Source organism: Terriglobia bacterium, assembly GCA_020072815.1.
Taxonomy (GTDB): domain Bacteria; phylum Acidobacteriota; class Terriglobia; order Terriglobales; family Acidobacteriaceae; genus Angelobacter.
Window position 1 is genome coordinate 238,724 of sequence record JAIQGE010000005.1, and the last position, 25,729, is coordinate 264,452.

The window sequence follows — 25,729 nt, forward strand, 5'->3', positions numbered from 1 at the left end:
TCTTCTATCGCGAGCGGGCTGCACGGGCCGGCGTGGGCTGTCCCGCGATGTTCGGCTGATCCAGCGCGCCGGTGATGTCCCAGCGCGCCGTGTTGCTGGTGACTCTCAGTTTGGCCTGCTGGTCCGCTAGGGAAACGGTCCCGCTCACTTCATAGATGCGGTTTTCCGCCCGGAATTTGCTTGGTAGGACCTTCAAAGTCTGTTTTTCCAGTTCCACAGCTCCCTGCAAGCTTTGAAACTTCAGAGGTTTCGCGGATTCCAGCAGCAGGGCTTTCGAAGTTCCGTTGGTGATTGAATATTCCAGCCGTCCAGCGGCGCTGGAGAGCAAATCTTTGGACGCTGTGCCTTCAAAATGAAAGGAGTACTTAACGTCAGCCCGGCCGGTGACCCAGGAAGTGGCCAGGGCCACGTTGGAGGCGTCGCCGTTGGGTGAGTGGTCAGCGTTTGCGCGGTCGCCTGTTGCGTGATCGCTAGTTGTGCGGTCATTGTTCAAGCGATCGAGAGCCACGCCGCTCATCGTCCCTGTGGCGGTGTAGCGGGGCAGGTTGCTGCTCCAGTCCAGCCGCCAGTCGCCCTCCACGCTGCCGCCGGCCAGCCCGGCGGAGATATGGTTGATCACCAGGGCTTTCTCGCTGACATCCACTTTGGCGGTGAATTTCTCCAGCGGAAGCTCAGCCACGGTGAACTGGGCGAAGGACAATGTGCCGTTGGCGCGGAAAGCCGGGAGCTTGCCGGTGGGGTCAGAAGAGAAGAACGGCAAGTTCCAGCCTTTTTCGCCGGCGTCCAGGAGCTGGCCGGCGTCGGCGAGCGAAAGCGTCTCCGCATGCAGATCAAACTGCAGGGGGCAGGGCGGCGCGCCCTGGCATCCCCAGGGACTGCTGATGGTCCCGGTAAAAGCTACGGGCGAGTGCTCAAACTTAGCGTTGATGTTCTTCAGCGCGAGTTCGGTGTCTGTGATCTGGGCGTCCGCTTCAGAGATGAGCAGGCGGTCTTTGACGCCGGTGATCCATGACGCCACGTTCTGCAGATGGGCGGTGCCGCGCAGCTTGGGCGGAGCAAAGTTGGCCCAGGGGCCGCTGATGTTCAAGTCAACAATCGCCGACGCGGTGGTGTTGGTGACGTCCGAGGGGAAGCCGCCCACCTTGCCCAGCAGCAACAGCCGTTCCAGTGGGACCATTCCTTTGGCGCCGATCCAATAGCCGTTGGAGTCCATATTGCCCTGAACTTCCAGCGTGGTGGACGGGCCCAGTTGGACGGAGAAAGAGTCAATGGTGAAGGAATCGGGCTGCGGCAGGGAACTTTGCGCGGCCACGGCGCCCTGCTTTACTTTTCTGGTCAGCAGCACTGATGGCGACTCCGCAATGCCGGCGTGGAAGCGAATGGGACTGACCGGGAACGGCTTTTCCGCCAGCGACGACTGCAGCAGGAAGCCTGAAGTCATGCCGGTGCCGTGCCAATCACGCACACCGTCACGGGAATGGAAGCCGAAGGCCGCGTTGAGATCGCCCGTGGCGGTGAGATCGTTGGGCAGCGTGCCGCGGGCGTGCCGCGCAACCGTGGCGACAAACGACATGGGCACGCGCGTAGCGGTCATGGACATGTCGTAGTTGCGCGGCGTGGCCGTGGACCACTTGAAGTTGAACACCAGCCCGCCGGGTTCCAGCGGCGTGTCACACTTCATGTCCAGAATGCCGTGGAGCATGTCTCCCAGGCAGCGGGTGCGCAACTGCGGCATCTGGTTGCGGTTGATGTCATAGCGGTGGAATCCGCTCAAATCAGCGGACGCGGTTACATGCAGGTTGGAGGGCGTGCCTTTGAGCTGCGCGGTTCCGTTGAGACCGCCGCGCCAGCCCATGTCGTGGCCGGAAACCAGGCTGGTGAACTGGCCGAGCTGGGCCTTTTCCCACGAGAGTTCCATGTTGACCGGCATGTCGCCTACGTCACGGGAGCGTCGCAGATCGCCTTCCAGCTTGACCGTGCCGGTATCGTTCAGGTTCATGTCCGCGCGCACGGGATGGCCGTCCAGGCGCGCGTGCCATACGTCTTCAGAAGCCAGCCAGAAAGCGAAGTCGGTGTTGGTCAGGGCGTAAGGCTTTTTCTCCGGGCCAATCTTCAAATTGATGCGGCCGCCGCTGGCTTCAATGTAAGGGAAGCGGGCGCGCTGTTCGGCGCGGCGGTATGAGGTAGGCGCGCTGGGCACCTGGCCGACGCGCAGCAGCAGCGACTCCAGGTTCCAGTGGCCGTTGGCATAGACCAGGTTGAGGCTGGGGGGCGCGCTATCGTCAGTCAGCTTGAGGTTGGCGATTTCCAGCCGGCCCTGCCACAGCGACGTCAAACGCAAGTCGGCGGTAACTTTTCCGCACAGCAGCAGGGGTTCCGCGCTGAAGGCGGGGTCGTCCATCACCTGGAAGTTGTAGAGATCGAAACCGGGACGAGGCAGCGCGCGAAACTTGACCTGGCCGATTTTGACTTCGCGGCCCATGGCCCCGGTCAAGGTCTGGGCCAGGCTGTCTTTGAAGCGGACTCCGTTGATGTTCGGTGGCAGAAAGATCCCCAGCGCCAGCACGACCACTGCGGCGATGACGATCTTGGTGCGCGTGGACCTCTCCATTAAGGCACCAACCGTAGGACGCGGTTCCAGCGCGTTTTGCCAAAGAAGTGAAAAGCGGTGTTCAGGAACGCGGCAACGCGCTCGCCCATGGGCTTGGCTTCAAAGTCCGATTCCGTCTGGTCGAGCGACCAGGCAATGAACAATGGTCGGCCGACAACGTTTTCGGCCGGAACCAGGCCCCAATAGCGGCTGTCATTGCTGTTGTCGCGGTTGTCGCCCATGGCAAAGTAATAATTGCGCGGGACCACCACGTCATCCGCGGCAATATTGGGCCCCAGAGTGCGTCTGCCGGTATCGGTTACCCCAACGTAGCTGAGAGGACTCACCGACGGGAAATTGTCGCGGTAGAAGTCCTGTGAACCGTCGCGAATCACGTAAGGCTCCGCCTGCAGCGCTCCGTTCAGATACACTTTGCCGTCGCGCAGATGGATGCGGTCTCCGGGAACGCCGATGATGCGTTTGACTAGGTAGACCCCCGGTTCGGCGGGATGAACAAAAACCGCAATCTCCTTGCGCCGCAATGGGCGATAGGGCAGCAGCGGGGCGGGCAAGCCGTGGTTCCCGGTGGGCGTAAGCCGGTCCACAAAAACGTGGTCACCGATCAACAGGGTGTTCTTCATGGAGCCGGAAGGAATTTCAAAATGCTGGATGACAAAGGTGATGATGAACAGCCCGACCACAAACACTGAGGCAAAGCCGGCAACGGCCTCAGGCACGGTCTCCCGGTGCTCTTCCTGCTTCCCGGTCTCTTCGGTTTTCGCTTCCTGCTCGGTTTCTGTCAACAAGAATGGTTCCTGGCCGCTTTCCTTGGAAAAATCTTGGGTCCGGTTCTTAGCCTACCCGATGAAACATGCGGCTCCAGCGCGTCTCGTCAAAAAAATGAATGACGATGTGCAGCATGAACGCCACGCGGTCCTTCAATTCCGTCTTGTTCACCTGGTCCGGAGGCGTCTTGAAGGACCAGTAAATGAACAACGGTCTGCCGATAATATTTTCTCTTGGAATGAAGCCCCAGAACCGGCTATCTCGGCTGTTATCGCGATGGTCCCCCATTCCAAAGTAGTGGTCCTTTGGGACTACCAGTTCACCCTTCTGGATTTGGGTGGGCAGCTCCAGCCGCCAGTCCAGGGTCACGCCCCCGATCTCGTCGGGAGAGACCGCGGGGAAGTTATCCACGTAGGGCACGAAACCGGCCTTGGGGTTCAGATACGGCTCGTTTTGCGGCACGCCGTTGATAAACAGCTTCCCGGCCTCCAGGTGGATGCGGTCACCGGGCAGGCCCATGATGCGTTTCACCAAATACGTCCCCGGTTCCTCATGACTGGGATGGAGGAAGACGATGATGTCGCCGCGGTGGATTTCGCGGTAGGCCATCAAGGGGCCGGTGTAAGCGGCTTTGGCCGTGGGACCCAGCCGGTCCACGAAAACGTGGTCGCCAATCAGCAGGGTGTCTTCCATGGAGCCGGAAGGAATCTCAAACGCCTGGAACACAAAAGTGATGATGAACAGGCCGGACACCAGCACGGAAGCAATGCTGGCGATGGACTCCGGCAGGGTCTCCTTGCGCGGCTCCGGCGGGGGCGCGCTGGCGTTCTTCTCTTTGCCTGTCTTTTTTGAGTCAGCCATTTTTTGTCAGTCGTTTTCGTGTCAACCGTCTATTTAGTCAGTCGTCTATGCCTGAATCAGCGGTGTCTGCCGAACGCGGGTCAGCGCACCAGACGGAACATGCGGTCCCAGCGGGCCAGTTCCAGAAAGTGGGCCAGCATTTGCCCTGAGTGCAGAAGTCTATCATTGGCCGAGGCGCCTTCGGGCTCCGGAGGGCCATCCACGGAAAGGTAGATCAGCAGGGGGCGGCCCATGATGGCGGCGCGGGGGACAAAGCCCCAGTAGCGGCTGTCCAGGCTGCGGTCGCGATTGTCACCCATCACAAAATACTGGTCCGGCGGGACGACCAACTCACCGCTGTTGACGTAGCGATCCAAATTCATCCGCCAGCGGCGGTCCACCTCACTGGTAAAGCGCCGGGGCGCGGGGAAACTGTCACGATAGACGTCGTAACCGGGCAAGCTGTGAATCGCGTAGCTTTCGTGCAGGAGCTGGCCGTTGACGTAGACCGCTTTGTTCTGCATGCGGACGTGGTCGCCGGGCAGCCCGACCACGCGTTTGACGAAATACTGCGTGGGGTCCACGGGATAGCGGAACACCACAATATCGCCGCGATGGACCGGGCGATATGGAAGCAATCGGCCCCACCAGCCGCCGTCGCTGGCAAAGTGCACTTTGTCGGCCAGCAGGAAGTCGCCCACCAAAAGCGTGTTTTCCATGGACTCCGACGGCACGCGGAAGGCCTGCACCACAAAGGTGATCATGAACACCACAATCACCAGGACGGAAGTGGCAAACTTGAGACCCGCGGCGCCATCGGCTGGCGAGGGACGAGCGGCGGGGGCACTCGGCGCAACCACCGGCAGCGAAGCAGCCTCAGTCTCCGTAGGCGGCTGTGTGGCAGGCACACTCCCGGCGGGCTGGACATGGTCAACGTCAGCATCATGGTGAGGCTGCGTGGCGTCCGGGGCGGCCAGGGCCACGGGTTCCTTCGGCGCTTCTGGTAGCTGGGTCATATGCTCTGGGTCTGCCCTTTTAGATGTTCCAGGGCCTGTTTGGCGGCCAGTTGTTCCGCTTTTTTCTTGGTCGCTCCCATGGCGCGAAAGACAAATTCCGGCTTGCTGTGGCCCAGATGGAAGATGCGCGCTTCCACGGTGAACATCTTGCGGTGGTCCGGACCCTCTTCCTTCACCGTGGCGTAAACCGGCTGCAGGCGCCCGCTGGATTGCAACAGCTCCTGCAGGGCGGACTTGTGGTCGGCCAGGATGAACTCGCTCTCGCTTTCCGTGCTGATGAGTTCCAGTTCCGGTCCCAGAATCTGTCCGATGATGAACTCCCGGGTTTTGTCCATGCCGGCGTCCAGGTACATGGCGGCGATGACCGCTTCCAGCGCGTCCGAAAGCAAGGTGGACTTGCTGCGTCCCCCGCTGCGCTCTTCGCCCTTGCCCAGCCGCAGATACCGTCCCAGGTCCAGGCGTGTGGCCACGCTCACCAGGTGCCCGGCGCTGACCAGATGGGCCTTGAGCTTGGAGAGCTGGCCTTCATGGAAAGAAGGAAAGCGCTCAAACAGGAGCTGGCTGGCCACCAGACCCAGCACGGCGTCGCCGAGAAATTCAAATTGCTCGTTGTCCTGGGTCTCGGTTTCGGCGCCGGCGGCCTTGGACTCTTCGTGCGCGTGCGAGCTGTGGGTAAGGGCGCGCTCCAGCAGTTCAGGACGGCGGAAGTGATGTCCCAGCACGGTTTCCAAGTCTTGCAAATCCGAATTCATTTCCATGCGGTGTGACTACTGCGGCGAAGTTCCGGCGCTAGCGGGTGCGCGGCCCGGTTTGCTGGTCAAGCCCAGGAGCTTTTCATGCTCCGCTTCCGCCAGACGCTGCAACTCGGGGTTGGTGCTGGCCAGTTGCAGTGCCTGCTCCACGGAGTGCAGGGCGGCCGAGTACTGTTTGCGATGGTCCTGGGCCAGCGCCAGATGGTACCAGATATAAGGGTCGGGCTGGACGCGATTGAGTTCAGCCGCGGCCTTCAAGTCTTTCTCCGCGCCGGCGTCGTCGCCGGTCTTCAGTTTCATGATTCCCAAAGCGGAATAAGCCATGGAACGCAACGCCGCTTTATAGGCGGCGATCTGGTCCCGGTTGGCTGCCGCCGGAGGCACGTACGCGCTGTCCATGGTCTGCAGGGCGCGGTTGGCGTTCTTCTTGATCTCGTCCACTTTGCGCGAACGATCATGGTCGGCCGGGTTGAAATTGTCGGCGACCACATAAGCGGTGATCACCAGGGCCGCGGTGTTGTCGGGATCCAGCGCCAGGGCTTTTTGGCCCATCAGCAGCACCCGCGCGGGATTTTCTTCCGCCTGGTAAGCGCGCATGGCGGCGGTATAAAGCGAAGGCAGCAGCTCACTGCCGGGATAGACGCCGGCAAAGTCGTCAGCGGCCTTTTCCATGGCGGCTCCGCCCCGGGCGGCGAAGGCGGCGTTGTAGTCATCGGCTTCTTGCTGGCTGCGGGCGTGGACCTGACGCGCCGGGTTTGCAGGACCGGTCCCCTGACCCCAGGCTGCGCCCGCGGTGACAGCCAACAAAACAGCGACGATGGACGTTATGGTCTTCATTGGCGAACGAATCTCTTGCTAGGGCTTACTTACCTCAAGCTTACTGGACTAAAGATGTGGTCCGGCAGGTATGTCTGCAGATGATGCATGCACATCTGCTACATACAAAATACTGCATTTACCTGGGAGACTGCGAGTTATTTGACACGGTCGTCGATGACCGGCTTCAGCAGCAGTTCCAGCCGCTCGCGCTCGCCCTGGGCCAGCTTGCCCAGCTCCTCTTCCGGCTTGGCATAGCGCTGAGCTTCTTTGACCGATGCCAGCGCGTCCGCGAATTTCTTCTGGTGGTCCTGGGACAGCGCCAGGTGATACCAGAGATACGGGTCAGGCTGGTTCTTGTTCAGCTCGGTGGCCGCTTTGAGTTCCTTTTCCGCTCCCGCATCGTCGCCGGTCTTCAAGGCGGTAATGCCCAGCGCCGCATGCGCCATGGACCGCAAGGTGTTCTTGTACGCCGCGATCTGCTCGGGACTCGAATTGGCGGGCGTAGCCAACCCGGTGTCAATGGTCTCCAAGGCATGGGCGGCGTTTTTCCTGATTTCGGCGATTTTCTTCGGGCGGTCAGGATCGGCGTCACTCAAGTTGTCCGACAACACGGTGGCGGTCAGCGCCAGCGCTACGGGATCGTTGGGATCCAGGGCCAGAACTTGTTCTCCCATGGCCACCGTCTTCGCCGCGTTGTTCTCCGTCTGGTATTCGTGCATGGCCTTGGAGTAGAGATAAGGGCGGAGTTCGCTGGCAGGATACTTGGCGGCAAAGTCCGCGGCGGTTTTTTCCATGGCCGCCCCGCCCGTGACGGCGTAGGCGGCGTTGTAGTCCTTGAATTCGGCCTGGGTCTTGGCCTCCGGCGGCTTCCGGCCCGCGGGTTGCGTCTGGCTGCTGAAGGACGTGGACGGCGGCTGCGCCGGCGCGAACGCCGCGAGGGCAACTCCAAGAAGAATAATGAATGGCAATCGAATCATCAATACGTAGTTCCTTTCGGCTTCTGGCTCGTGCCAACGTTGCTGCGCTCAGCGAGGTGGCTTGCGCTCCGGGGCGTAGGGCGCGTTGAGGCCCTTTTCGGCGGCGGACTTGGTATCGGCGGCGGGATCGCCCGCGTTCAGAGCAGCGCGATAGTGTTCCACAGCCACCGGCCGGTTGTCCTGGAAGTCATAGATCCGGCCCAGGTAGATATGGCTCCAGGCCAGGGTGCGGGGATCGTGCGCCGACTGCACCGTCTGTTCGAAGGCCAGGCGCGCTTCTTCCATGTTGCCGGCGCGGGTGGCCACGCGGGCCAGGATGAAGGTTGCGCGGGCCGGCTCCTCGCCGCCGCGATTGTTGCGCAGGACCTGCTCCGCCAGCTTCCTGGCGCCTTCCACATCACCGGAGGCGAGTCTCTGCTCCGCGTCGTCCAGCAGCTTGGATTGGGAAATCACGCGGGTCGCGCTGATCACCTCAGGCGTGGCCCGCGACGCGAACACCACATCACGCGCGCGCTTCCTCTCCTGCGGCACGTCCATTTGGCTGAGCATGCCGCCATAAGCGTCTTTCATGCCGGTGGAGCCTTTTTCAAAATCGGCGAGCGCATCATAAAAATAGCGGGTCAGCACAAAGCCCTCTTCCACCGACCGCTGCACCGTCTCATTGCGACCTCGCTCGTTGGACCGGGGAATCACCGTGCGCGTCTCAATCGCCCGGATCAGGCATTCGGTCACGAACAACGACACATCTTCTTTGAAGGAAACGCCCATGGGCGCGCCTTCCACCGCTTGCAGCAGCGGCTCAATGCGCTTCATCGCCAGCCCGTGCCGCAGGGCCATGGGCTCCAGCACAAAATGAAGATAGGTGTGGCGGATTTCCGCCAGCCGCACCGGGCTGTCTTTGGCCAGGGAGATCACCACGTAGTAATTGCTGCCGTAATTGCGCGAATCCACATGCGAGGGCGCCAGCATAGGCTCCAGGTAAACCACAAACCGCTGTCCGGGATAGTTGGCGAAAGGCAGCTTGAGGTAAGAATCAGCCTGCGTCAGCACGTCGGCGACGGGAGCATGCAACTGCTCCACCAGCGCTTTGTACTCGGCTTCGTGCTTGGTCCACAGGTCGTGAATGCCGGCCGCCGCATAAAACTTCTTGAGCAATGGAATTACGCCGAGAACATGTGCCGCGTCGGGGGAAAGGTCGGCTTCCGGGATGGTGGTGATGAACGTTGGCGGCCCGCTCAAGTTCAGCGCCAGCGAGATGTACTGCGTGACGTCACTTTGCGTGTTGCCGGCCTGATGCTCGCGCTGGAAGAAGCAGATGGCGTCGCGCGCGCGCGCGGCTTCCGGCGATTTCTCCAGCGCGGCTTGCACCTCCGCGCGCACCGTGCGGCGCAAGGGCAGGGAATTGTCCAGACCAGCGTCATAGGCGCAGGCATTGAGCGCCGTGGCCACGGTGAAGAAGGTCTCGCTCACTTCGAGTTGGGCTTTGGTCGTCTGCGCCGAACACGCCGCCGCAGTGGCCAGGACCATCAGACAAGCGATCAGCCGTGGACGATTTGCCTTCAGGACTCCCCTCCAGATGTGCGGGAAAATTCAAGTTTAGGCCGGACAAGGCTTGGGGTCAATTCGGCGACTTCCAATCATGCGGCCCCGGTCGCTGCGGCAGAGCGTCGGCAATTTTTCGCGGCGAGGCGCGGGTATCGCTATCCCTTCACGTTGATATGCGAGAAGGAGATGATGACCCTGCCGGCCACCGGACGTCCGAAGGACTGCGCGGGTGCGAAGACGGTGAACAACAGCGCCCGGTTCAACTGCTGGTGCATTTGCTCATCGTCGCGCCCGGAGAGGATGCGGAAGTTCTCCACCCGGCCGTAGGCGTCCACATAAGTTTCCACCACCAGCGGAGTATCCAGGACCAACTGGTTTTCCGCGTCTGACATCTCCAGTCGCGGCGGAGTGTACAGCAAGGTTGGGACGTCAGTTTCCGCAGCGACTTGCGACGGCACCAATGCGCCAAACAGCATGGCAAAGAAGATGATGGCCGTAAAAATACCGGCGGTTGCGGGAAACATAAAGGCGCTGAACAGGTTTTCCACGTGGACCCAGTATCCGCCCCATGGGCTGCTGTTGCGGCGCGAGCGTTCGCTGGCCGCAGCGATCTTGATCCTGCGCGCCAGGTCCGCCGGCGCCTGCTTGGGGCCGAGAGAGGAAACCAGAGACCGCGTCTGCTCCAGCTTGGCGAATTCCTGCGAACACCCGGCGCACTCGCGCATGTGTCCCGACAGCTCTTGCATCTCCGCGCCGCTCATGGCGCCATCCAGGTAGGGGGAGAACCGGGGGCGTGTTTCTGCGCATTTCATAGTTACATCTCCACTTCCGGCTGGACTGTGAAACCGGCGGAGGATTGTTTCTCCCGCGCGCGGCCGCTGCCAGCGTGTTCTGCGCCCAGTTCGCGAACAAAAGGTTCCAAACGCTTCTTCAGCGCGTCGCGCCCGCGAATCAGACGCGACTTTACGGTTCCCAGGGAAATCTGCAGTACTTCAGCAATCTCTTCGTAGGCCAGGCCTTCGATATCGCGCAGCACCAGCGTGGTGCGATACGGCTCCGGCACCTGCTTCAATTCCTGCTCCACGCGCAACTGGATTTCACGATGGGCCAGGTGTTCCAACGGAGATTCGCCGGGATCGGCCAGCACGTCGCCCAGGCCGAAGGAGTTGCCTTCGTCGTCCACGCGCGATTCCATGGAGGTTTCCTTGCTCTTGTGACGGAACCACCAGCGCCGCTTGTTGGACGCCTCATGAATGGCGATGCGGTACAGCCAGGTCTTCAGGCTGCAGGCACCGTTGAAATGACGGATGCCGCGAAAAACTTTCAGGAAAACTTCTTGCGTGGTGTCCGCGGCGTCCGCCGGGTCAGTGAGGATGCGATACACCAGGCTGTAGATGGGCTGGTGATAGTGGTTGACCAGCCAGTTGTATGCCTCCTCGGAACCCGCTTTGAGTTCCGCGACAATAGAAGCTTCTGCCGTTCGCACGGCAATCGCACTGGCCAGATCACCCACTGATGTTGCTGCTCCCGCCATTTTCCTCATGGCGTCACCCCAACGTTAACAGGATTAGGGTACCGCTACAACACTTTCGCAAAGTAACCGCCGTAACCCCAGTAACTTAACCTTCTGGAGATAGGGCAATCCTGTAAGAGATAGACCCCAATTTGAGGCAAAGGTTCCCGGAAAGCGGCATTGTTCGGATACCTGGGTACGCTATTTGGGCGCCGGCGTGGGAACCGCCGCCGAAGCCGTAGCCGCCGTTGTTTTGGTTGAAGCCGGCTTGACTGAAGCTGTCTTGGTTGATGCCGGTTTGGCTGATGCCGTTTTGGCCCCCGCCGCAGGCGGGCTTGCCTTAAGTGAAGCTGACGCCGGACTCGGCTTGCCTGACGCCGAAGCCGCGCTGGGCTTGCCCGTAGCCGAAGGCGGGTTTGCCTTGCCCGAAGCTGCCCCATGCTTGCCCGGAGCGGGGGTCGCCGCGGGCTTGGCAGGCGACGTGGAAGTCTTTTTCTTTGTTGGTTTTGCGGGCTTGCCCGAGACTTCCTCTACGATGATCTTGCGGCCTCCGCCGGCGGACTCGCCCTCGGCCGAGGAAACCGCGTTGGGCGACGGCTTGGGCGGCGTCTCCAGCACCAGCGCCGTCTGCTCAATGTAGCTGGAGAGGCCTTCGCGCGCCGAGTCCAGCGCCGCTGCGTCTTCGGCCAGCGGGTCATATTCTTCTTTGCGGCCCAGGCTGCCGGCGGCGTCGGCCAGGGAACTCAAGTATTCGTACACCACGTTCACGTCATGGTAGAGCTTGAACGCCGACGACACGCTGCCCCGGCTGTTCTGCACGTCACTGATCAAGCCGGGCACCGCGTAGGTGACGTTGCGCTGCAAAGAGCTGGCCAGCTTCTGCAGCTGCTCTTTCTGGTCGGCGTCGGTGCGCCATTTTTCAATGCGCAGCCGGGCGATGTTGGCGTTCATGGACAGCGTGGCTTTTTGGATCTGGCCGATCACCGTTTCCAGCTTGGGCGGCGCCTTGGCCGACGTCGCTGCCAGGGAGCCCGCGGGTTGAGACGGCGGTTGCGAAGACGCTGTTTGCGACGACGACGGCTGAGTTGACGGCGGCTGAGATGATGGCGGCTGAGTTGACGACGCCGCGCCGCGTGGCGACGATCCCGGCTGCGCAGGCTGGGCCGCTGCGACCGGCTGCTGCCGGGCACTCTGCGGCTGGGCCGCAAGCCCGGTCACACTTACTGCCATAAAACCAGCGACCACAAAAGCGGCCACGGCAAGGGTCTTGGTCATTCGCTCTCCGTCACTGTCTTAATCTTACAGCCTGCAACTTAAGATGAAAGCCTCAGGCCGGGAGTTTCCTCTTATTCCGGCGTATTTCGGCCAGTTTTGGGCCCGTTTACGATTCATTCGGACCGGCTTTGCTGCCATCTCCGTCCGCCGACGCCGCCACAGACACTAACGATCCACCCCAGGAAATACTGTCCACTAGGATACACAAAAGCGACTGGTGATCGGTGCACTTCGCTCCTGCATTTTTCTTTGTCTCTCCCAATCCCGGCGATTTTGGCAATCATGGCAATTTTGGCAATCTTCTCCGATCCGTGTCATCAGCGTTCACCTGTCCCGGCGCTCGCCCCGGCTTGCCGTGGGTGCCGTGGATCAGCGGTAAGGTTTTTGCCCTTCCGATTCCGGCGATATCCCGCCGCCCCGTGGCTGGCCACGCCCGTGTGGCGCCGCCGCCCTCGGCGGTGAGGTTCTGTCTTTTCCGATCAGTGCCATCAGCGTTCACCTGTCCCGGCGCTCGCCCCGGCTTGCCGTGGGTGCCGTGGATCAGCGGTAAGGTCTTTGCCCTTCCGATTCCGGCGATGTCGCGCGATGTCGGCGATTCCGGCGATCTATGAACTCTCTCGTTAACAACTAAATCGTCATCCCACCCCCACCCCTCCCCATACTCGTTTGTTGCAAACAAAGACAGTTCCGTCATTCGACCCAACGGTCACCCAAGTGTTAACTAACTGATAAATTCTCCTCTTAACCAACTGATTCTTTGCGTACTTAGCGTCCTTTGCGGTAAACCTTCGGGTTTATGGTTTCTGCCCTTGGCTGATGGTTGACTCACCACCTGGGACTATCAATCGCTCACCGCCAGTAGCACTTTAGATAAAACTACTATTATATAATTTGTTCGCCTATGAATCAATGGCGAAATAGGACGATGTACCGTTTTCGAGTCACCGAAACTCGTCTGGCGCAGCTCCCTTTCGGGTCACCGAAACTCGTGGAGCGCAGCCGCCCTCGGCTGCGGCTTTTTGTTTCATTGACTGTAAACGGCCATCTTCGCGCCTCGGCTGTTCACAGTGGAAGAGTGGCTCATCGTACCCGCGGGACGAACACCAGTCCCGCCAGGACGCCCGATAGTCTAGAGAATCGACGAGAGAACAGCGATCAAAGGCGACGCGGTGTGCCAGTCCCCAAAAGGGGACGATTGGTAGTAGCCCGCCGTTTCAACGGCGGGAAAGCTAAGAAAAGACCTCTCCCTCTCTGCCGCAGGCCCGCGCGCAGCGAAGCGGAGCGCACAGCGGATCATGGTGAATACGTATTGTGAAAGCGGCTGTTCTCGATATACTCATCGTGTGGGTGCGCGTCCTACCCGCCCAACAAGCAATGACAGATCGTTGTGTCACCCATCTACTGCCGGACGACCCCACTACGCATGACGTGTTCGGTTCTCACCAGCGCGTTGCCTCCGCGATTGCGGAGTTGATCAAGTCTGAGAAAGTTGGGAAAACGGTAGCTATTACTGGCTCCTGGGGTTGCGGCAAATCCAGTGTGCTGCGTATGGTTCGACAGGATTTGAGCCAAGTTGCTGACGTCTTTATCTTTGACGCCTGGGCGCACGAAGGGGATCCTTTACGGCGAACGTTTCTGGAGCGGCTGATTGACTTTTTATGGCCCGATAAACCTGATCAAGAAGTTGAGCAACTTAAGAAAGATCTCCTGCTACGTAAGAAAACGAAGGATGATACGGCGACTCCCGTCCTGACAATGGAAGCTAAAGTCGTGGGTCTTTCATTGCTTATGGTACCGGCAGGGCTCGCGATGTTCGCGGCGATGGTTAGGATACAGAAGGTATCGTGGGATTACCTAAGCCTGGGCCTATTACTAGCCCTGCTGCCGATAGTCATATTAGTGCTATTGACTCTTGGGGCGGGTCTTCGCTCGGTTGTGCTGTCTCTAAAGGTACGAATCTCATGGCGGTTCCTGGTCCCGCTGACAAGTACGGCCGTTGCAATCCTCGGGGTGATTGCCTACCGGAATAGAGGTCCCCTGATTTCAGTCCTCAGGTTGCTTTTATCGCACTGGGCAATCGGATTGATATGCATGTTGGCAGCTCTTGCGGTCATCATGTCCGCAATCTTACGGTCGACGGCCACTTTTGCAAATATATTTCCGCTTTTACTTAACCGAACTGTCACTACAAGTCGATCAGAATCAGTCGAATCCGTAGATCCTTCTTCTGTAGAGTTTCAGCGCTGGTTTGCTTCTATCGTGGACATCTACAAACGCAGCAGCAAGACCAACCGGCTTGTGATAGCGATTGATAACTTGGATCGCGTAGATCCTGGCATGGCACTCCAGCTTTGGTCTACGATGCGAACATTTTTCGAGTTTGATTTCGATGACAACCCCTGGGCTAGGTGTATCTGGCTTCTAGCGGCTTTTGATGTAAATGCCCTCCGCCGACTTTGGCCAAGCTCTGACGGTTCAGCTGAAGCCTTCGTCAAAAAGACATTTCAAATCTCTTTTGCTGTGCCGCCTTTAGTGCTACTCAAACGAGATGACTTTCTTCTGAAACAGCTCAGGGCAGCGTTTCCATTCCACAACGACCCGCAATTCCAGAAAGTGATTCTGTTGTACGGTCTGGAACACATTGGTGAAGTCTCAACTCCGAGAGAAATCACCAACTTCGTCAATTCTGTTGGCTCTATTCACCGGCAATGGTTCGACGATATCCCCTTGGTGCAACAAGCCCAATACGTCATAGCTGCCAGCGCCAGCGACGGTGCCGATGTCACAAATGTTCTCACCGCCGCTGCCGCACCTCCTGAGAGTCCCGAGGAAATTGTCGGGACTGACTGGCGCGACGCCCTCGCGGCAATCCACTTCAGCGTGCCTATAGCCGATGCCGCCCATGTGTTCATGTCAGGGCCACTGGTTAAGCAGCCTGACCACAGGTGATGTTACGAAGCTTTCACAACTAGCCAGCATTAGAGGATTCAGCCGCATTTTGTCGGATGTTGTCATCCGCAATTCAGCCCTTTGGCTCAACAGTGGGCAAACTCAGAATCTTACCAATGCTGTGCTGGCGCTCAACTCGGTGACAGTCGACGAAAACGACGAGGGCATCAAGACTGCGTGGCGATGGTGGACCGACGCGGCTTCTCGAATGGAAAAGTGGGCACCTGTGACTGCCCAAACTGGGAACGCTCTTTCAGTTCTTATCAAGAGATCAAAAGATACAGTCCAAATTGGAAATCTGCTGAAATCGGCAGGTAGGACTATTCCTCGCACATCAGAGGGCGCTGTTGATAACTCTGACTCGGCTCTCAGGAAGTATGTTTCGGACATGAAACCCATCCTCGAATTTCTGCCGCGTCTACCCGAGAATGCCGAATTAATTGTAGGCGGATCGGGACGCACGTATGTAAATCTGTTGATCGCAGGAAAAGCAGTCCTACGTGATCAGTTCTATACCATTGCCCCACGAATAAGAGCGCAAAACCCTGATGAGATTACTGATGTATTGGGAGAGATGGTGCGCAGTATCCAAGTAACCAAAGACTTTCCTCAAATGGTTGCGATCCTGTCCTCGCATTCCATGCATTTGTTGTGGCAACCAGTCATAGAGGCGATCGAGTCAATATTCAGCAATACAAATAACAATTTCCTCCAGGTCGGATACCAAGCTTCGCTCGAGGCCGCGCTGGTACTCACCAACTCGGATCCGGCAGCAATCAAAATGCTGCAGACGTTGGCAACAAAGGGGAGTCTGCACCACAATCTGGCGCTAGCTGAATTTGTGAACACGCGCGCCGGGTCGGTCACCGCGCTGATTCTTCTGCTCTTCGGTTCTGCCGATCCAACGGAATGGCCCGGTCGTGCAAGGGAAGGCGCGCATTGGTTTTCAGAATGGCTAAATGCACCAGTGCGAAAGCCTGGCGAGACCAAAGCGGTTGCAGACTTGGCTATTGAATTTTCGCAAGTGCAACGGTTGCAAGGAATAAGGGATCGTTCGAAGAAGGTATCGCCAGCAGTCTCGGCGATGTTGCACGTTTTGGAAAGATGAGTCTAACTTGAACTGAAGAGTTCTCTTCTTGCGCTCCGCTTCGCTGCGCGCAGGCCTGCGGCGCATGGAAACTTAATTCATTGATAAGGCGTATCTGATATGAAACCCAAGATGTAAGGAGATCCGATCAGAAAAGAGCAGCGGAAATGTCTTTGCCGACTTGGGACTCCCACATCCAGAGCAGGAGCTGCTAAAGGCCAAGCTGCTGTTGCAGACTCGCCGCCTGCTCAAGAAACGCGGGATCAAGAAACCTCCGCGCTGAACCCCTGCCGTCCGTGCTCCTCTGTGCCCTCCGTGGTTATCTCTCCCGACGCATGTGCAACCCTTTGCACACCGCAAAACTTTTTCAGCGCGTTCCAACAACCTGACAGCATCCCAAGCTATGATGAATCCACGCCGCTCGGGTTTTGACGGATCTTTCACGTCCAGTTGGAGTACTCACAGCATGTTGCGTTCGCGGAGCTTGAGTTTTGTCTCAGCCGTCGTCCTCTCACTCAGTTGTATTTCGCTCGGTCTCGCTCCGCAGCTTCTCGCCCAAGCCACATGGAGCCCCATCGTCACTGTGGGTCCGGGCTACGTGGACAGCTCCACCCGCCAGGTCGTCCGCACGGCGGGCGACGTAGTCTACGTGGTCACCAACGCCAGCGGATTTGATGGTGGCACGGCGCTGTCGTCCGTCCGCGTATATAAAGGTTCGCCCGCGGGCGTGTCGACGAGCTTCACCGAGATGGACGCGGCGCATCGTCCCAACAACGGAACCAGAATCGGCGGGGTGGAAGCCAAGCTTGTCGGCGCTGACCACTTCATACAGATCGTTTATGAAGACATCAGCGCGTCGCAGACCAAGTACGTGAAGTTTGATACCACCACGGACCTGTGGGGGACTCCGGAAGTTGTGGGCCCGCTGAACGGGCAGAACACGCTGAATCGCTACCACGAAAAGACCGGGCTGGCGCTGGACGCCGCCGGCCTGCCGCACGTGATCACCGGCGGCACCAATGAAGCCGTGTATTACACCAACCGGACGAGCGGCGCGTGGTCAGCGCCGCTGGTGGTGGGCGGCAGCAGCGCGTGGGAGCATCCTTCCATGGCGTTCGACACCGCGGGCGTGCTGCATGTCGCGTTCTATGACTTTGCCTCCAGCATGTTCTACCGCAACCGCTCGGCCGCCGGAACGTGGAGCGCCACGGAGACGATCACCGCCACCGCTTCCAACAGCCAGTCGGACGAATCGCCTTCGCTGGCGATAGATTCCACGGGAAGGATTGTGGTCGCGTACATCAACGGCGATTTCACCTTCCACTATCAACTGGCGCGACGCACCGCGGCCAACACTTGGACCGACATCAGTCCCACGGCGGCGGTGGCCGGGCACTCTCCCGGCGTTTACATTGACGTGGCCGACAATCTTTACGCCATGGAAGGCCACGACCTCACGGCCATTCAACCTTCCGTGGAGATACGGTCCGCCGCGGGCGCGTGGGGCGCGTACTCCATTCTGGCCACCAGTCCGCCCACGCGCGATGGCAGCGCGTCCGTCCGCTGGGACATGTTGTGGCCGGGAAACACCGCGCATGTGGATTGGGTGAACATGGATGAATCCGGCGTGGATGCGTCCGGCAACCACTACGGCGTGACTTATTACTTGCACGGCGCGGTGAGCGGAACTGCGCCTCCGCCGCCAACGCCAACTCCAACGCCTACACCCACTCCCACGCCGACACCGACTCCGCCTCCGGGTTCGACGTTTGCTTTGACTCTGCTCTCGGGTTCCGTCTCCATCACCGCGGGACAGGGCGCGAACATGACGCTGACCATCGGCGCCAGCGGAGGCTTCAATCAGACGGTCGCGCTGAGTTGTACCGGCGCGCCCGCCGGAGCCACGTGCGGAGTCTCGCCGGCTTCGGTGAACCCCAACGGCGGCAGCGCCACAGCGCAGGTTTCGATTACGTCTACGGCACGCACCGCGTCGGTTTGGCTGCCGCCGGCTCCGCGGAACTTGTGGCCGACGGTCGTCGTTGTGCTGGCCGGCATTGGCTTGCTGGGTCTGGGCTTTGCGTTGAAGTTCACGCGGATTCGCCGGCCGCGACTCGCGCTGGCTTCTCTCGGGCTGGCTGCTTTGTGCCTGATGCTGGGTTGTGGAGGCGGCAGCAGCAATACGGTTACGTCGGGCGGCGGAGGCGGCACACCTCCCGGGACGTTCAGCCTGATCGTTACTGGCACTTCAGGAACGCAAAGCAAGTCCACCACGCTGACGTTGGTCGTAAAGTGAAGACCAAAGCGAAATGAGGCTGTGCGGACAAATGTCGTGAAGCGATAAAAGACCACCTACGCGGTTCGAGCATGCAAAAGTGAGAGATCGCTAATTGGGCAAAAAGCTGGCAAAGGCGCTCCATGGCATATGCAAAACCTTGCATCATCGGGACCTGGAACCTTTATTAATCACTAAACCAATGCCGCGTTTAACAGACTGAAAAGGCTGCATTAAGTTGCAATTGTCACAGCCGTGCGGTGACTCCGGGGTTTGGATGCTCAATTGCCCCTAGTTCTAGCTCAGGAGCACCACCATGAAAAGGTTTGGATTCCTCTTGCTACTGGCATTTATGGTTTGCCTGGCTACGCCCAGGGTGTGGGCGGACGACGATAGTCATCACAGAACCAATGCTCTGGAAATGGGCGCGATAGGGCTGGTTGCCGCCTCGGTGACGGGCGCGGGCGTGTACCTGCTGCGTCGTCGTCGCCAGTAATTTGCCTGGGCTGAGAACAAGAACGCTCTGATGCATCCGTACTCTCCACCCTCGGGGCCGGGAGCTCCACGGGACTCGAGGGAGCGCCCGGCTGCTTCGCTCGTGGCGCGGCTCCGGGCCGAGCCGTTTCTGCTCGCGATGGCCCTTACCCTGGCTGCGCTGAGCATCGCTTACCTGATTGTCCCCGGATTGAGCAACCTAACGCCTCTGCTGGCCTGCGCATTTCTGCTGACGCTTCTTGTCCAGCGGCTGCGCAGTGCTCCTATCCCAGAGCCCGTAGGTGTTGCACCCGTCGAAGACGCGCCTGCTCTTCTGCCGGCTTCCATCATCAGCCGCTGGCGGGTTTTTCTTTTCTTGTTTCTCGAAGCCGCCGTCTTCCTGGGGATATGGTTCCTGCCCAGCTCGTCTGCCGCACATGAGCCGGGATTTGTTTCTGCCGCGGCCCGCTATGCCGTCCTGCTGCCTCCGCTGGTCTTGCTGCCGTGGCCTGCATGGTTGCGCTCGGTGCGCGCGTATCGCGCTGAATGTCTGGCGGCGTTGCTGGCGTTGCTCACGTTCTTCCCGCATCGCGCCTTCATGGCCGCATGGCCGCAGTATTCCCAGGCGCTGGGACACGCGGTGTATTTTCTCTCGCGCCCGTTCGTCGCCTTCCTGCAATACGTGCCGGGCGCAACGCCCACTCTGGCTGGCCCCAGCCTGGACGTAACGATTCTATTCGGCTGCAGCGGCCTGCAAGCCATCAAGCTGTTTCAGATCCTGTTTGCGCTGGTGCTGATCGTGGACTGGACAAGGCTCAACCGCCGCCGTGCTCTCGTTGGCTACGCGGCGGGTTGGGCGATCGCGCTCTCTGCGAACTTGGTCCGGATCGTGCTGCTGGTGGTCCTCGGCAACCGGCTCTCGCCTGATCTGGTCATCCGTCTTCACTTCGGCGCCGGATGGGTGTTCTTCGCCGCGGTCTTCTCTGCTTGTCTGTGGCTGTCTTATGACTGGCTGTGCGGACGCGGCAGCCCACTCAGCGCGTCCCAAGAACACAGCCGCTTGCAGGTCGCACCTGGCGCGGTCGAGTAGGCATGCGAAGCTCCTGGCATCGAAGAGCTTTGTGGTTCGCCTCCCCGATACGCTGTTACGGTTTTTCTTTCCGATCGCGGCGATGTCGCGCGATTTCGAGCGATCCCGGCGATCTCCTTAGTCCATCACCGGGCTGATGATGATGTCCTGCGGCTTTTCCGTGGGGAATCCGGCCTGGCGAACTTCCATGGCCACCTGCGCCCAGTGGTGGACGCTGTGCAACATCGCCTGCGCCAACAGCTTGCGGTTTGACGCCGACACCGGCCCAAACGCCTGCTTCTGGCGCAGACTTTCGTCGGTGGCCGATGCGATGTACTTCGCCAATTTCTGCTGGGCGTCATGATGGAGGCCGCGCAGCATTTCCAGCGGCGGGGCTTGCGGCTTCTCCTTCGGTGGCGGCGTAGGATCACCCAACACTCGGTTCGCAAAAAACTGCTCGACCAGGAACACATGCGCCACCAGATCGCGCAGCGTCCCGGTCTTCCCGCCCACGTCCACATCCAAAGCCTTGGGGTTTTGCTCAAAATAGTTGAGCCAGCGCTGCGCCAGGTAATCGGTGTAGGCCAGCAATTCGCGGAAAGTGATGGCAGGTTCTTGGGAGCTCATGGCATGAGTGTAATGCCATCGTTGGATCGGTAGTGGGTCAGTTTATTGAAAACTGACCCACTCGCCTGTATCAGCGTCTAGCGATTCGCTCGCGAATCGCGGGCCTTTAGGCAGACGTTCATCGCGCCAGCGATGAACCCTTATCCAACTGACCCACACGGCCTTTCGATGTTACGCTCATTTTCTATCCGGCCCGTGGTCGCAGGAGACCGGCCCGTGGTCGCAGGAGATCATGGCTTGCTTCTTTTCACCGTTCACGCCATCTTGATAGTTCACGCCGCCATGAGGAGAGCGCACATGCCCGTCTACGCCATCGCCCAGTTGACCATCACTGACCGCGCCGTCTACGACCGCTACCAGTCGCGCTTCATGGGCGTGATGAGCCGCTACCAAGGACGCGTGCTCGCCGCCGACGAGCATCCTCAAGTCATTGAAGGCACGTGGGACCGCGAGAAGGTCGTGCTGCTCTCGTTCCCCGATGAAGCAGCGTTTCGCGAGTGGGCGGAATCGCCTGATTATCAGGAAATCTCCAAAGACCGCAAAGGCGGTTCAACAGCAGTGGTGCTGCTGGTAAAGGGATTCGGTGGCGGCGGTTAGAAGAAAGCGGAGATCACCGGCGTACATTCGAACTCATGGATGGGCGGTTCCGAGGGTTCAACCACGCACTTAAGTATGTCGTCCTGAGCATAGCGACGCTGCGCAGCATGGCGTCGCGAAGTCGAAGTTGAGCCGTTTTGCGGGCGTTGGTCGGGGCCCCCAGCGCGTGCCGTTCTTGCACGTGATGGGTTGATCGTTTGAGCCCGCAGGCGAAATCCCGAGCGCAGCCGAGGGAGCTCCGAAGGACCCCGAGAATCTGTCCCTTACCATGCCGCGACGGTGAGTTATCACCGACAGCTCTGTTCTCCAACAAAAACCAGAGTGCATTGCTGGCGTCCGCGTTACACCGGTCCGGCGAACGGCTTGCCGCACTCCAGGCACCTGCTCTTTGACTTGGATGTAATCAGCCCGCAAGACGGGCACATTCTTTGTGATCCGTAGCTGGCGATCTGTGGCCTGAGCCCGCGCGACCGATTGTAGAGCATCAGCGCGGCCAGCACGAACATGATGAACAGACCGGCATACAACATCGAAGAGTTGATAATTGCGTTCATAAACGGCTCGCCTTCCTGGTCCTGCCCGGCGCCCGTGCGCCCGGCTTGCCGTGTGCACGCTTGCAGCACGCACACCAATGCAGAGAAGTATTCGATGGGCTCATTCGAATGGACCCTTCAAATTTCTATCGGTTTCGCAGGGACCATCGCGTGAAGAGGGGTCGGCAACGCGACAGAGAGATGCGGAAGAGACTCTTTAAGCCTAGTCTTCTGGACGGGCGATAGCAATAAGATTCGATGGGAAGGACGCGTTGCGTGAGGGGCGCGGTGCCCCATCTTGTTGCAAAGAAGCGATTTTCAGCTTCAGAGCGAAAAGGTGGAAAGCGCAGCCGCGTTAGTCCGAACACTGTTCGAACCGGCCCCAACTTGGTATTCCTGTTCCTCTTTTCTTGGTCTGCTAGGATCGCAACCCGCTATGACCTTAGTCATCTTGGTTGAGTAGTTACCTTGACTCAAACCTTCATCACTTTTTCTATAATTGGTGGAAAATTCCCTCTTCCCTCGAGAATGCAAACTTGCTCACGGAGCAGCATGAACGTGGAGATAGACAGCGTGTGTGAGGCCCAGATAGAGGGCATTCCCTTTGCCAGGAATGTATATCCCATGTGGGTTTTCGACAAGGAAACCCTTGCCTTTCTTGAAGTAAATGATGCTGCAGTCCTGCAGTATGGCTATTCCCGCAGCGAATTCCTGACCATGAAGATCATCGAGATCCGTCCGCCGGAAGATGTACCGGAGTTACTTCGGCGAACCCGCGTTCTGCGAAACACCGGCCCAACCACAGGAGCGCAATGGCGCCACAGGAGCAAGCGCGGAGCGGTCTTTCCGGTAGCGATCACCAGTTGGGACCTGACTTTTCGGGGACGCCCCGCCGAACTCGTCCTGGCTCGAAGAGAAAGATCCGAGTAGTTTCTGCAGCACGATTGTGGTAAACACCACGCCGGCCATCCTCGTGTGGTTGCGCGAGTGATGGCCGGCTTTTGTTTCAGAGCCCTGGGCAGTTTCGCTGGGGGCCTTGAAAAACGAAACCTTGAAAAATCAGCAGCTGTGAACATCAGCAGCGGACGATGTTCTCCGCCTCAATTCCTTTCGTCGCGTTGCGCGTGTCCACCACCAGGCTGGCTTCGCGGACGATCTTCGCGTAGTCGTAGTCCGAGTGGTCGGTCACGATCAGCACCGCGGCATACTGCGCCAGGTTATCGAGCGGCGTGTTGTGCATCTGCAGATCGTATTTGCGGCCGCGTCCCACATATTCGAAGTAAGGATCGTTGTAGAAAACTTCCGCACCTTCTTTTTGCAGCAGCTCAATCACGGTGAGCGAAGGTGATTCGCGCAGATCGTCAATGTCTTTTTTATATGACACGCCCAGCACCAGCACCTTGGAGCCGTTGAGCGTCTTCTTCTGCTTGTTCAGGGCTTCCAGCGTGGTGCTCACCACGTGGTAGGGCATACTCAGGTTGATTTCGCCCGCCAGTTCGATGAAGCGCGTGCGGAAGTCGTACTCCTTGGCTTTCCATGAGAGATAGAACGGGTCGAGCGGAATGCAGTGCCCGCCGATGCCCGGCCCGGGATAGAACGGCTGGAAGCCGAACGGCTTGGTGGAAGCCGCGGCGATCACGTCCCAGATGTTGATGTCCATGCGCATGCACAGCAGCTTGAGTTCGTTCACCAGCGCAATGTTCACGCAGCGATAGATGTTTTCCAGCAGCTTGGTCATCTCCGCCACTGCCGGTTTGGACACCGGCACGGTCTTGTTGAAGATAGTCCCGTACACGCCGCACGCAATCTCCGTGGCTGTGGCGCCGAACCCGCCCACAACCTTCGGAATATCGCGGCGCGCTACCGTGTCGTTGCCCGGATCTTCGCGCTCCGGCGAGAACGCCACATAGAATTCTTTGTCGGACGCATGGCCGTTGCGGCAAGCCTTCAGGCCGCTGGGATTCTTCTCCAGGATCGGGATCAGCAGTTCTTCCGTCGTCCCGGGATACGTGGTGCTTTCCAGGATGATCATCTGCCCGGCATGGATATAAGGAGCAATGTTCTCCGCCGTTTTGATGATGTAGCTCAGGTCCGGCTCATGATGGTCATTGAGCGGCGTGGGCACGGCGATGATGACAACGTCCATCTGCGCGATGCCGGCGAAATCGGCCGTAGCTTTGTAACCGTTGGCTTGCGCGGCCTGGATCTCCGTGGCCGGAATGCGGACGATGTAGCTTCCGCCGCTGTTCAGGGTCTTGACCTTTTCCTGGTCCACGTCAAACCCGGTGATGGCGAACTTCTGCTCGCTGAACAACAACGCCAGCGGCAGACCCACGTAGCCCTGTCCAATGATCCCGATCTTCGCGCTGCGGTTTTCGACTTTGCTCTTAAGCAGCGCCGCACTGCCTTGAAACGACGTGCCCTGTAACGATGAATGAGTAGTAGTAGTCATAGCAGCCTTTAGGAGTGCATTTTAGGTGCCAGCGCCGGGGGCCTCAAAGATGCGCAGATAACCATCCTGAAGCCCAGTGCTTTCAATAGTATACAGCTTGCCATCACGAGGCATCTGGGCCAGCGACATACGGCCCTCAAGTGGCCACAGCGTCGCGATGTGCAACTGTTTGCGGCTTTGGGGACCATCTGGCCCTCCTCGCATCCCCGTGAGTTCCTGCGACTTCCCCGCATAGTGAAAGTGTTTTCACCTATCGTCATGCGGCGCCTTGCCCCAACTTGCCGTATCGCTTGAAACCACAGCACTTAGCTCAGTTCCGGACATCGGCCCCCAATGATGTTTGGAGAGCAGAATGCTTATCAGAGAGGTGGATACAAAACTAATCGAGGGGAAGGTTCTCATAAATCATGGCTACGGCAGCAGTTGCTCAGATGACAGTGCCCATCCTGGACCTGAAGGCGCAATACGCCACCATTAAGGATGAAATCCAGGCTGCGATCAACAGCGTCCTTGAAAACCAGCATTTCATCCTGGGCCCGGAAGTAAAGGCCCTGGAAAAAGAGATTGCCGAGTATTGCGGCGCCAAGTATGCCGTGGGTGTGGCCTCAGGGACTGACGCCCTCATCCTCGGTCTGCGCGCTTGCGGCGTGGGCCCCGGCGATGAAGTCATTGTTCCATCGTTTACTTTCATCGCCACCGCCGATGCAGTCAGCCTGCTGGGCGGCGAGCCGGTCTTTGCCGATATTGATCCCGACACCTACAATCTTGATCCCAAGGCCGTGGAGCGGCGCATCACCCGCAGGACCAAAGCCATTGTCCCCGTCCATCTTTACGGCCAGTCGGCGGACATGGACCCCATCCTGGACCTAGCCAAAGCCCATCACCTGAAAGTGGTGGAAGATACCGCGCAGGCCATCGGCGCCACCTATAAAGGACGCAAGACCGCCTCCATGGGCGACGTAGGCTGCATCAGCTTCTTCCCCAGCAAGAACCTGGGTGGTTACGGCGACGGCGGCATGGTCGTCACCAACTCTGAGGAAGTTGCCCGGCATCTGGCTTCGCTGCGCGCGCACGGCAGCACCAAAAAATATCTCAGTGACGAACAGGGTTGGAACAGCCGTCTGGACGAACTGCAAGCCGCCATTCTGCGCGTGAAACTCCGCCATCTTGACCAGTGGAGCATTCAGCGCCGCGAAGCCGCCCGCCGCTATGACGCGCTGCTGCAAGGGCTGCCCAGTGTCGTCACGCCCAAGCGCAACGGCTTCGGCGACCACGTTTTCCATCAGTACACCGTGCAGGTTCCGCAGCGTGACCAGATGCAGAAACGCCTGGCGGAAGCCGGCGTCACTACCATGGTCTATTACCCGCATGCAATTCACCTGCAGCCGATCTACGCGTCCCTGGGCTATCGCGAAGGCGACCTTCCGGTGACCGAAGCGGTCTGCAAAAAGGTATTTTCGCTGCCCATGTTCCCTGAACTCACGCCGGAGCAGAGCGAATACGTGAGCAACGCCTTGGCGCGCGCGCTTGAAGGATAAACGACAAGAGACGAGAAA

22 protein-coding genes are annotated in these 25,729 nt (G+C 59.2%); 8 read left to right on the forward strand and 14 right to left on the reverse strand.

Annotated features, from left to right (window positions below; translation table 11 throughout):
• Nucleotides 1–4: 4 nt before the first annotated feature.
• The 11 genes from LAO20_08450 to LAO20_08500 all read right to left on the reverse strand — a co-directional run bounded on the left by LAO20_08450 (nucleotide 5) and on the right by LAO20_08500 (nucleotide 12,113).
• A complete protein-coding gene (locus LAO20_08450; protein ID MBZ5531448.1) occupies nucleotides 5–2,611 on the reverse strand; it encodes an AsmA family protein in 2,607 nt (868 codons plus the stop codon).
• The gene (gene lepB / locus LAO20_08455) at nucleotides 2,611–3,396 is read right to left on the reverse strand and encodes a signal peptidase I (GenBank protein MBZ5531449.1); all 786 of its coding nucleotides are present in this window, start codon (nucleotides 3,394–3,396) and stop codon (nucleotides 2,611–2,613) included. Before lepB (LAO20_08455) ends, LAO20_08450 begins: the two co-directional genes overlap by 1 nt.
• A gap of 46 nt (nucleotides 3,397–3,442) precedes the next feature.
• Nucleotides 3,443–4,237 (reverse strand): signal peptidase I, encoded by a 795-nt coding sequence (gene lepB, locus LAO20_08460; protein MBZ5531450.1) that lies wholly within the window; start codon nucleotides 4,235–4,237, stop codon nucleotides 3,443–3,445.
• Between the two features lie 80 nt (nucleotides 4,238–4,317).
• Nucleotides 4,318–5,232 carry a signal peptidase I gene (lepB, locus tag LAO20_08465; GenBank protein MBZ5531451.1) on the reverse strand — a complete coding sequence of 305 codons (915 nt, stop codon included), beginning with the start codon at nucleotides 5,230–5,232 and terminating at the stop codon, nucleotides 4,318–4,320.
• Nucleotides 5,229–5,990, reverse strand: coding sequence for a ribonuclease III (rnc, locus tag LAO20_08470; GenBank protein ID MBZ5531452.1), 762 nt, complete (start codon nucleotides 5,988–5,990; stop codon nucleotides 5,229–5,231). Before rnc ends, lepB (LAO20_08465) begins: the two co-directional genes overlap by 4 nt.
• Nucleotides 5,991–5,999: 9 nt before the next feature.
• Nucleotides 6,000–6,821, reverse strand: coding sequence for a hypothetical protein (locus tag LAO20_08475; protein MBZ5531453.1), 822 nt, complete (start codon nucleotides 6,819–6,821; stop codon nucleotides 6,000–6,002).
• 137 nt (nucleotides 6,822–6,958) lie between these two features.
• A complete protein-coding gene (locus tag LAO20_08480) occupies nucleotides 6,959–7,780 on the reverse strand; it encodes a hypothetical protein (GenBank protein MBZ5531454.1) in 822 nt (273 codons plus the stop codon).
• 48 nt (nucleotides 7,781–7,828) lie between these two features.
• Nucleotides 7,829–9,307 (reverse strand): tetratricopeptide repeat protein, encoded by a 1,479-nt coding sequence (locus tag LAO20_08485; GenBank protein ID MBZ5531455.1) that lies wholly within the window; start codon nucleotides 9,305–9,307, stop codon nucleotides 7,829–7,831.
• A 173-nt stretch (nucleotides 9,308–9,480) separates the two neighbouring features.
• A complete protein-coding gene (locus LAO20_08490) occupies nucleotides 9,481–10,137 on the reverse strand; it encodes a zf-HC2 domain-containing protein (GenBank protein ID MBZ5531456.1) in 657 nt (218 codons plus the stop codon).
• Between the two features lie 2 nt (nucleotides 10,138–10,139).
• Complete coding sequence (locus LAO20_08495; protein ID MBZ5531457.1) at nucleotides 10,140–10,859, reverse strand: sigma-70 family RNA polymerase sigma factor; 720 nt, start codon at nucleotides 10,857–10,859, stop codon at nucleotides 10,140–10,142.
• A gap of 180 nt (nucleotides 10,860–11,039) precedes the next feature.
• Nucleotides 11,040–12,113 (reverse strand): hypothetical protein, encoded by a 1,074-nt coding sequence (locus LAO20_08500; protein MBZ5531458.1) that lies wholly within the window; start codon nucleotides 12,111–12,113, stop codon nucleotides 11,040–11,042.
• Nucleotides 12,114–13,424: 1,311 nt separating this feature from the next.
• On the opposite strand from LAO20_08500, the gene LAO20_08505 reads away from it, so the two are divergent.
• The 5 genes from LAO20_08505 to LAO20_08525 all read left to right on the forward strand — a co-directional run bounded on the left by LAO20_08505 (nucleotide 13,425) and on the right by LAO20_08525 (nucleotide 19,985).
• Complete coding sequence (locus LAO20_08505) at nucleotides 13,425–15,062, forward strand: KAP family NTPase (GenBank protein MBZ5531459.1); 1,638 nt, start codon at nucleotides 13,425–13,427, stop codon at nucleotides 15,060–15,062.
• 49 nt (nucleotides 15,063–15,111) lie between these two features.
• Nucleotides 15,112–16,170 carry a hypothetical protein gene (locus LAO20_08510; GenBank protein MBZ5531460.1) on the forward strand — a complete coding sequence of 353 codons (1,059 nt, stop codon included), beginning with the start codon at nucleotides 15,112–15,114 and terminating at the stop codon, nucleotides 16,168–16,170.
• A gap of 445 nt (nucleotides 16,171–16,615) precedes the next feature.
• The gene (locus LAO20_08515) at nucleotides 16,616–18,442 is read left to right on the forward strand and encodes a hypothetical protein (GenBank protein MBZ5531461.1); all 1,827 of its coding nucleotides are present in this window, start codon (nucleotides 16,616–16,618) and stop codon (nucleotides 18,440–18,442) included.
• Between the two features lie 295 nt (nucleotides 18,443–18,737).
• The gene (locus tag LAO20_08520; protein MBZ5531462.1) at nucleotides 18,738–18,917 is read left to right on the forward strand and encodes a hypothetical protein; all 180 of its coding nucleotides are present in this window, start codon (nucleotides 18,738–18,740) and stop codon (nucleotides 18,915–18,917) included.
• 102 nt (nucleotides 18,918–19,019) lie between these two features.
• Nucleotides 19,020–19,985, forward strand: coding sequence for an exosortase/archaeosortase family protein (locus tag LAO20_08525; GenBank protein MBZ5531463.1), 966 nt, complete (start codon nucleotides 19,020–19,022; stop codon nucleotides 19,983–19,985).
• A 117-nt stretch (nucleotides 19,986–20,102) separates the two neighbouring features.
• Here the strand turns inward: LAO20_08525 and LAO20_08530 are convergent, their stop codons facing one another.
• Nucleotides 20,103–20,591, reverse strand: a complete 489-nt coding sequence (locus LAO20_08530) for a DinB family protein (GenBank protein MBZ5531464.1) — start codon at nucleotides 20,589–20,591, stop codon at nucleotides 20,103–20,105.
• Nucleotides 20,592–20,888: 297 nt separating this feature from the next.
• Here LAO20_08530 and LAO20_08535 point away from each other — a divergent pair, with 297 nt between their 5' ends.
• Nucleotides 20,889–21,188 (forward strand): DUF1330 domain-containing protein, encoded by a 300-nt coding sequence (locus LAO20_08535; protein ID MBZ5531465.1) that lies wholly within the window; start codon nucleotides 20,889–20,891, stop codon nucleotides 21,186–21,188.
• A 341-nt stretch (nucleotides 21,189–21,529) separates the two neighbouring features.
• Here LAO20_08535 and LAO20_08540 read toward each other — a convergent pair whose 3' ends face one another.
• Nucleotides 21,530–21,742 carry a hypothetical protein gene (locus LAO20_08540; protein ID MBZ5531466.1) on the reverse strand — a complete coding sequence of 71 codons (213 nt, stop codon included), beginning with the start codon at nucleotides 21,740–21,742 and terminating at the stop codon, nucleotides 21,530–21,532.
• A gap of 537 nt (nucleotides 21,743–22,279) precedes the next feature.
• On the opposite strand from LAO20_08540, the gene LAO20_08545 reads away from it, so the two are divergent.
• The gene (locus LAO20_08545; protein MBZ5531467.1) at nucleotides 22,280–22,651 is read left to right on the forward strand and encodes a PAS domain-containing protein; all 372 of its coding nucleotides are present in this window, start codon (nucleotides 22,280–22,282) and stop codon (nucleotides 22,649–22,651) included.
• Nucleotides 22,652–22,796: 145 nt separating this feature from the next.
• Here LAO20_08545 and LAO20_08550 read toward each other — a convergent pair whose 3' ends face one another.
• Complete coding sequence (locus LAO20_08550) at nucleotides 22,797–24,173, reverse strand: nucleotide sugar dehydrogenase (protein ID MBZ5531468.1); 1,377 nt, start codon at nucleotides 24,171–24,173, stop codon at nucleotides 22,797–22,799.
• Between the two features lie 431 nt (nucleotides 24,174–24,604).
• Here LAO20_08550 and LAO20_08555 point away from each other — a divergent pair, with 431 nt between their 5' ends.
• A complete protein-coding gene (locus LAO20_08555; protein MBZ5531469.1) occupies nucleotides 24,605–25,711 on the forward strand; it encodes a DegT/DnrJ/EryC1/StrS family aminotransferase in 1,107 nt (368 codons plus the stop codon).
• The last annotated feature ends 18 nt before the right edge of the window (nucleotides 25,712–25,729 follow it).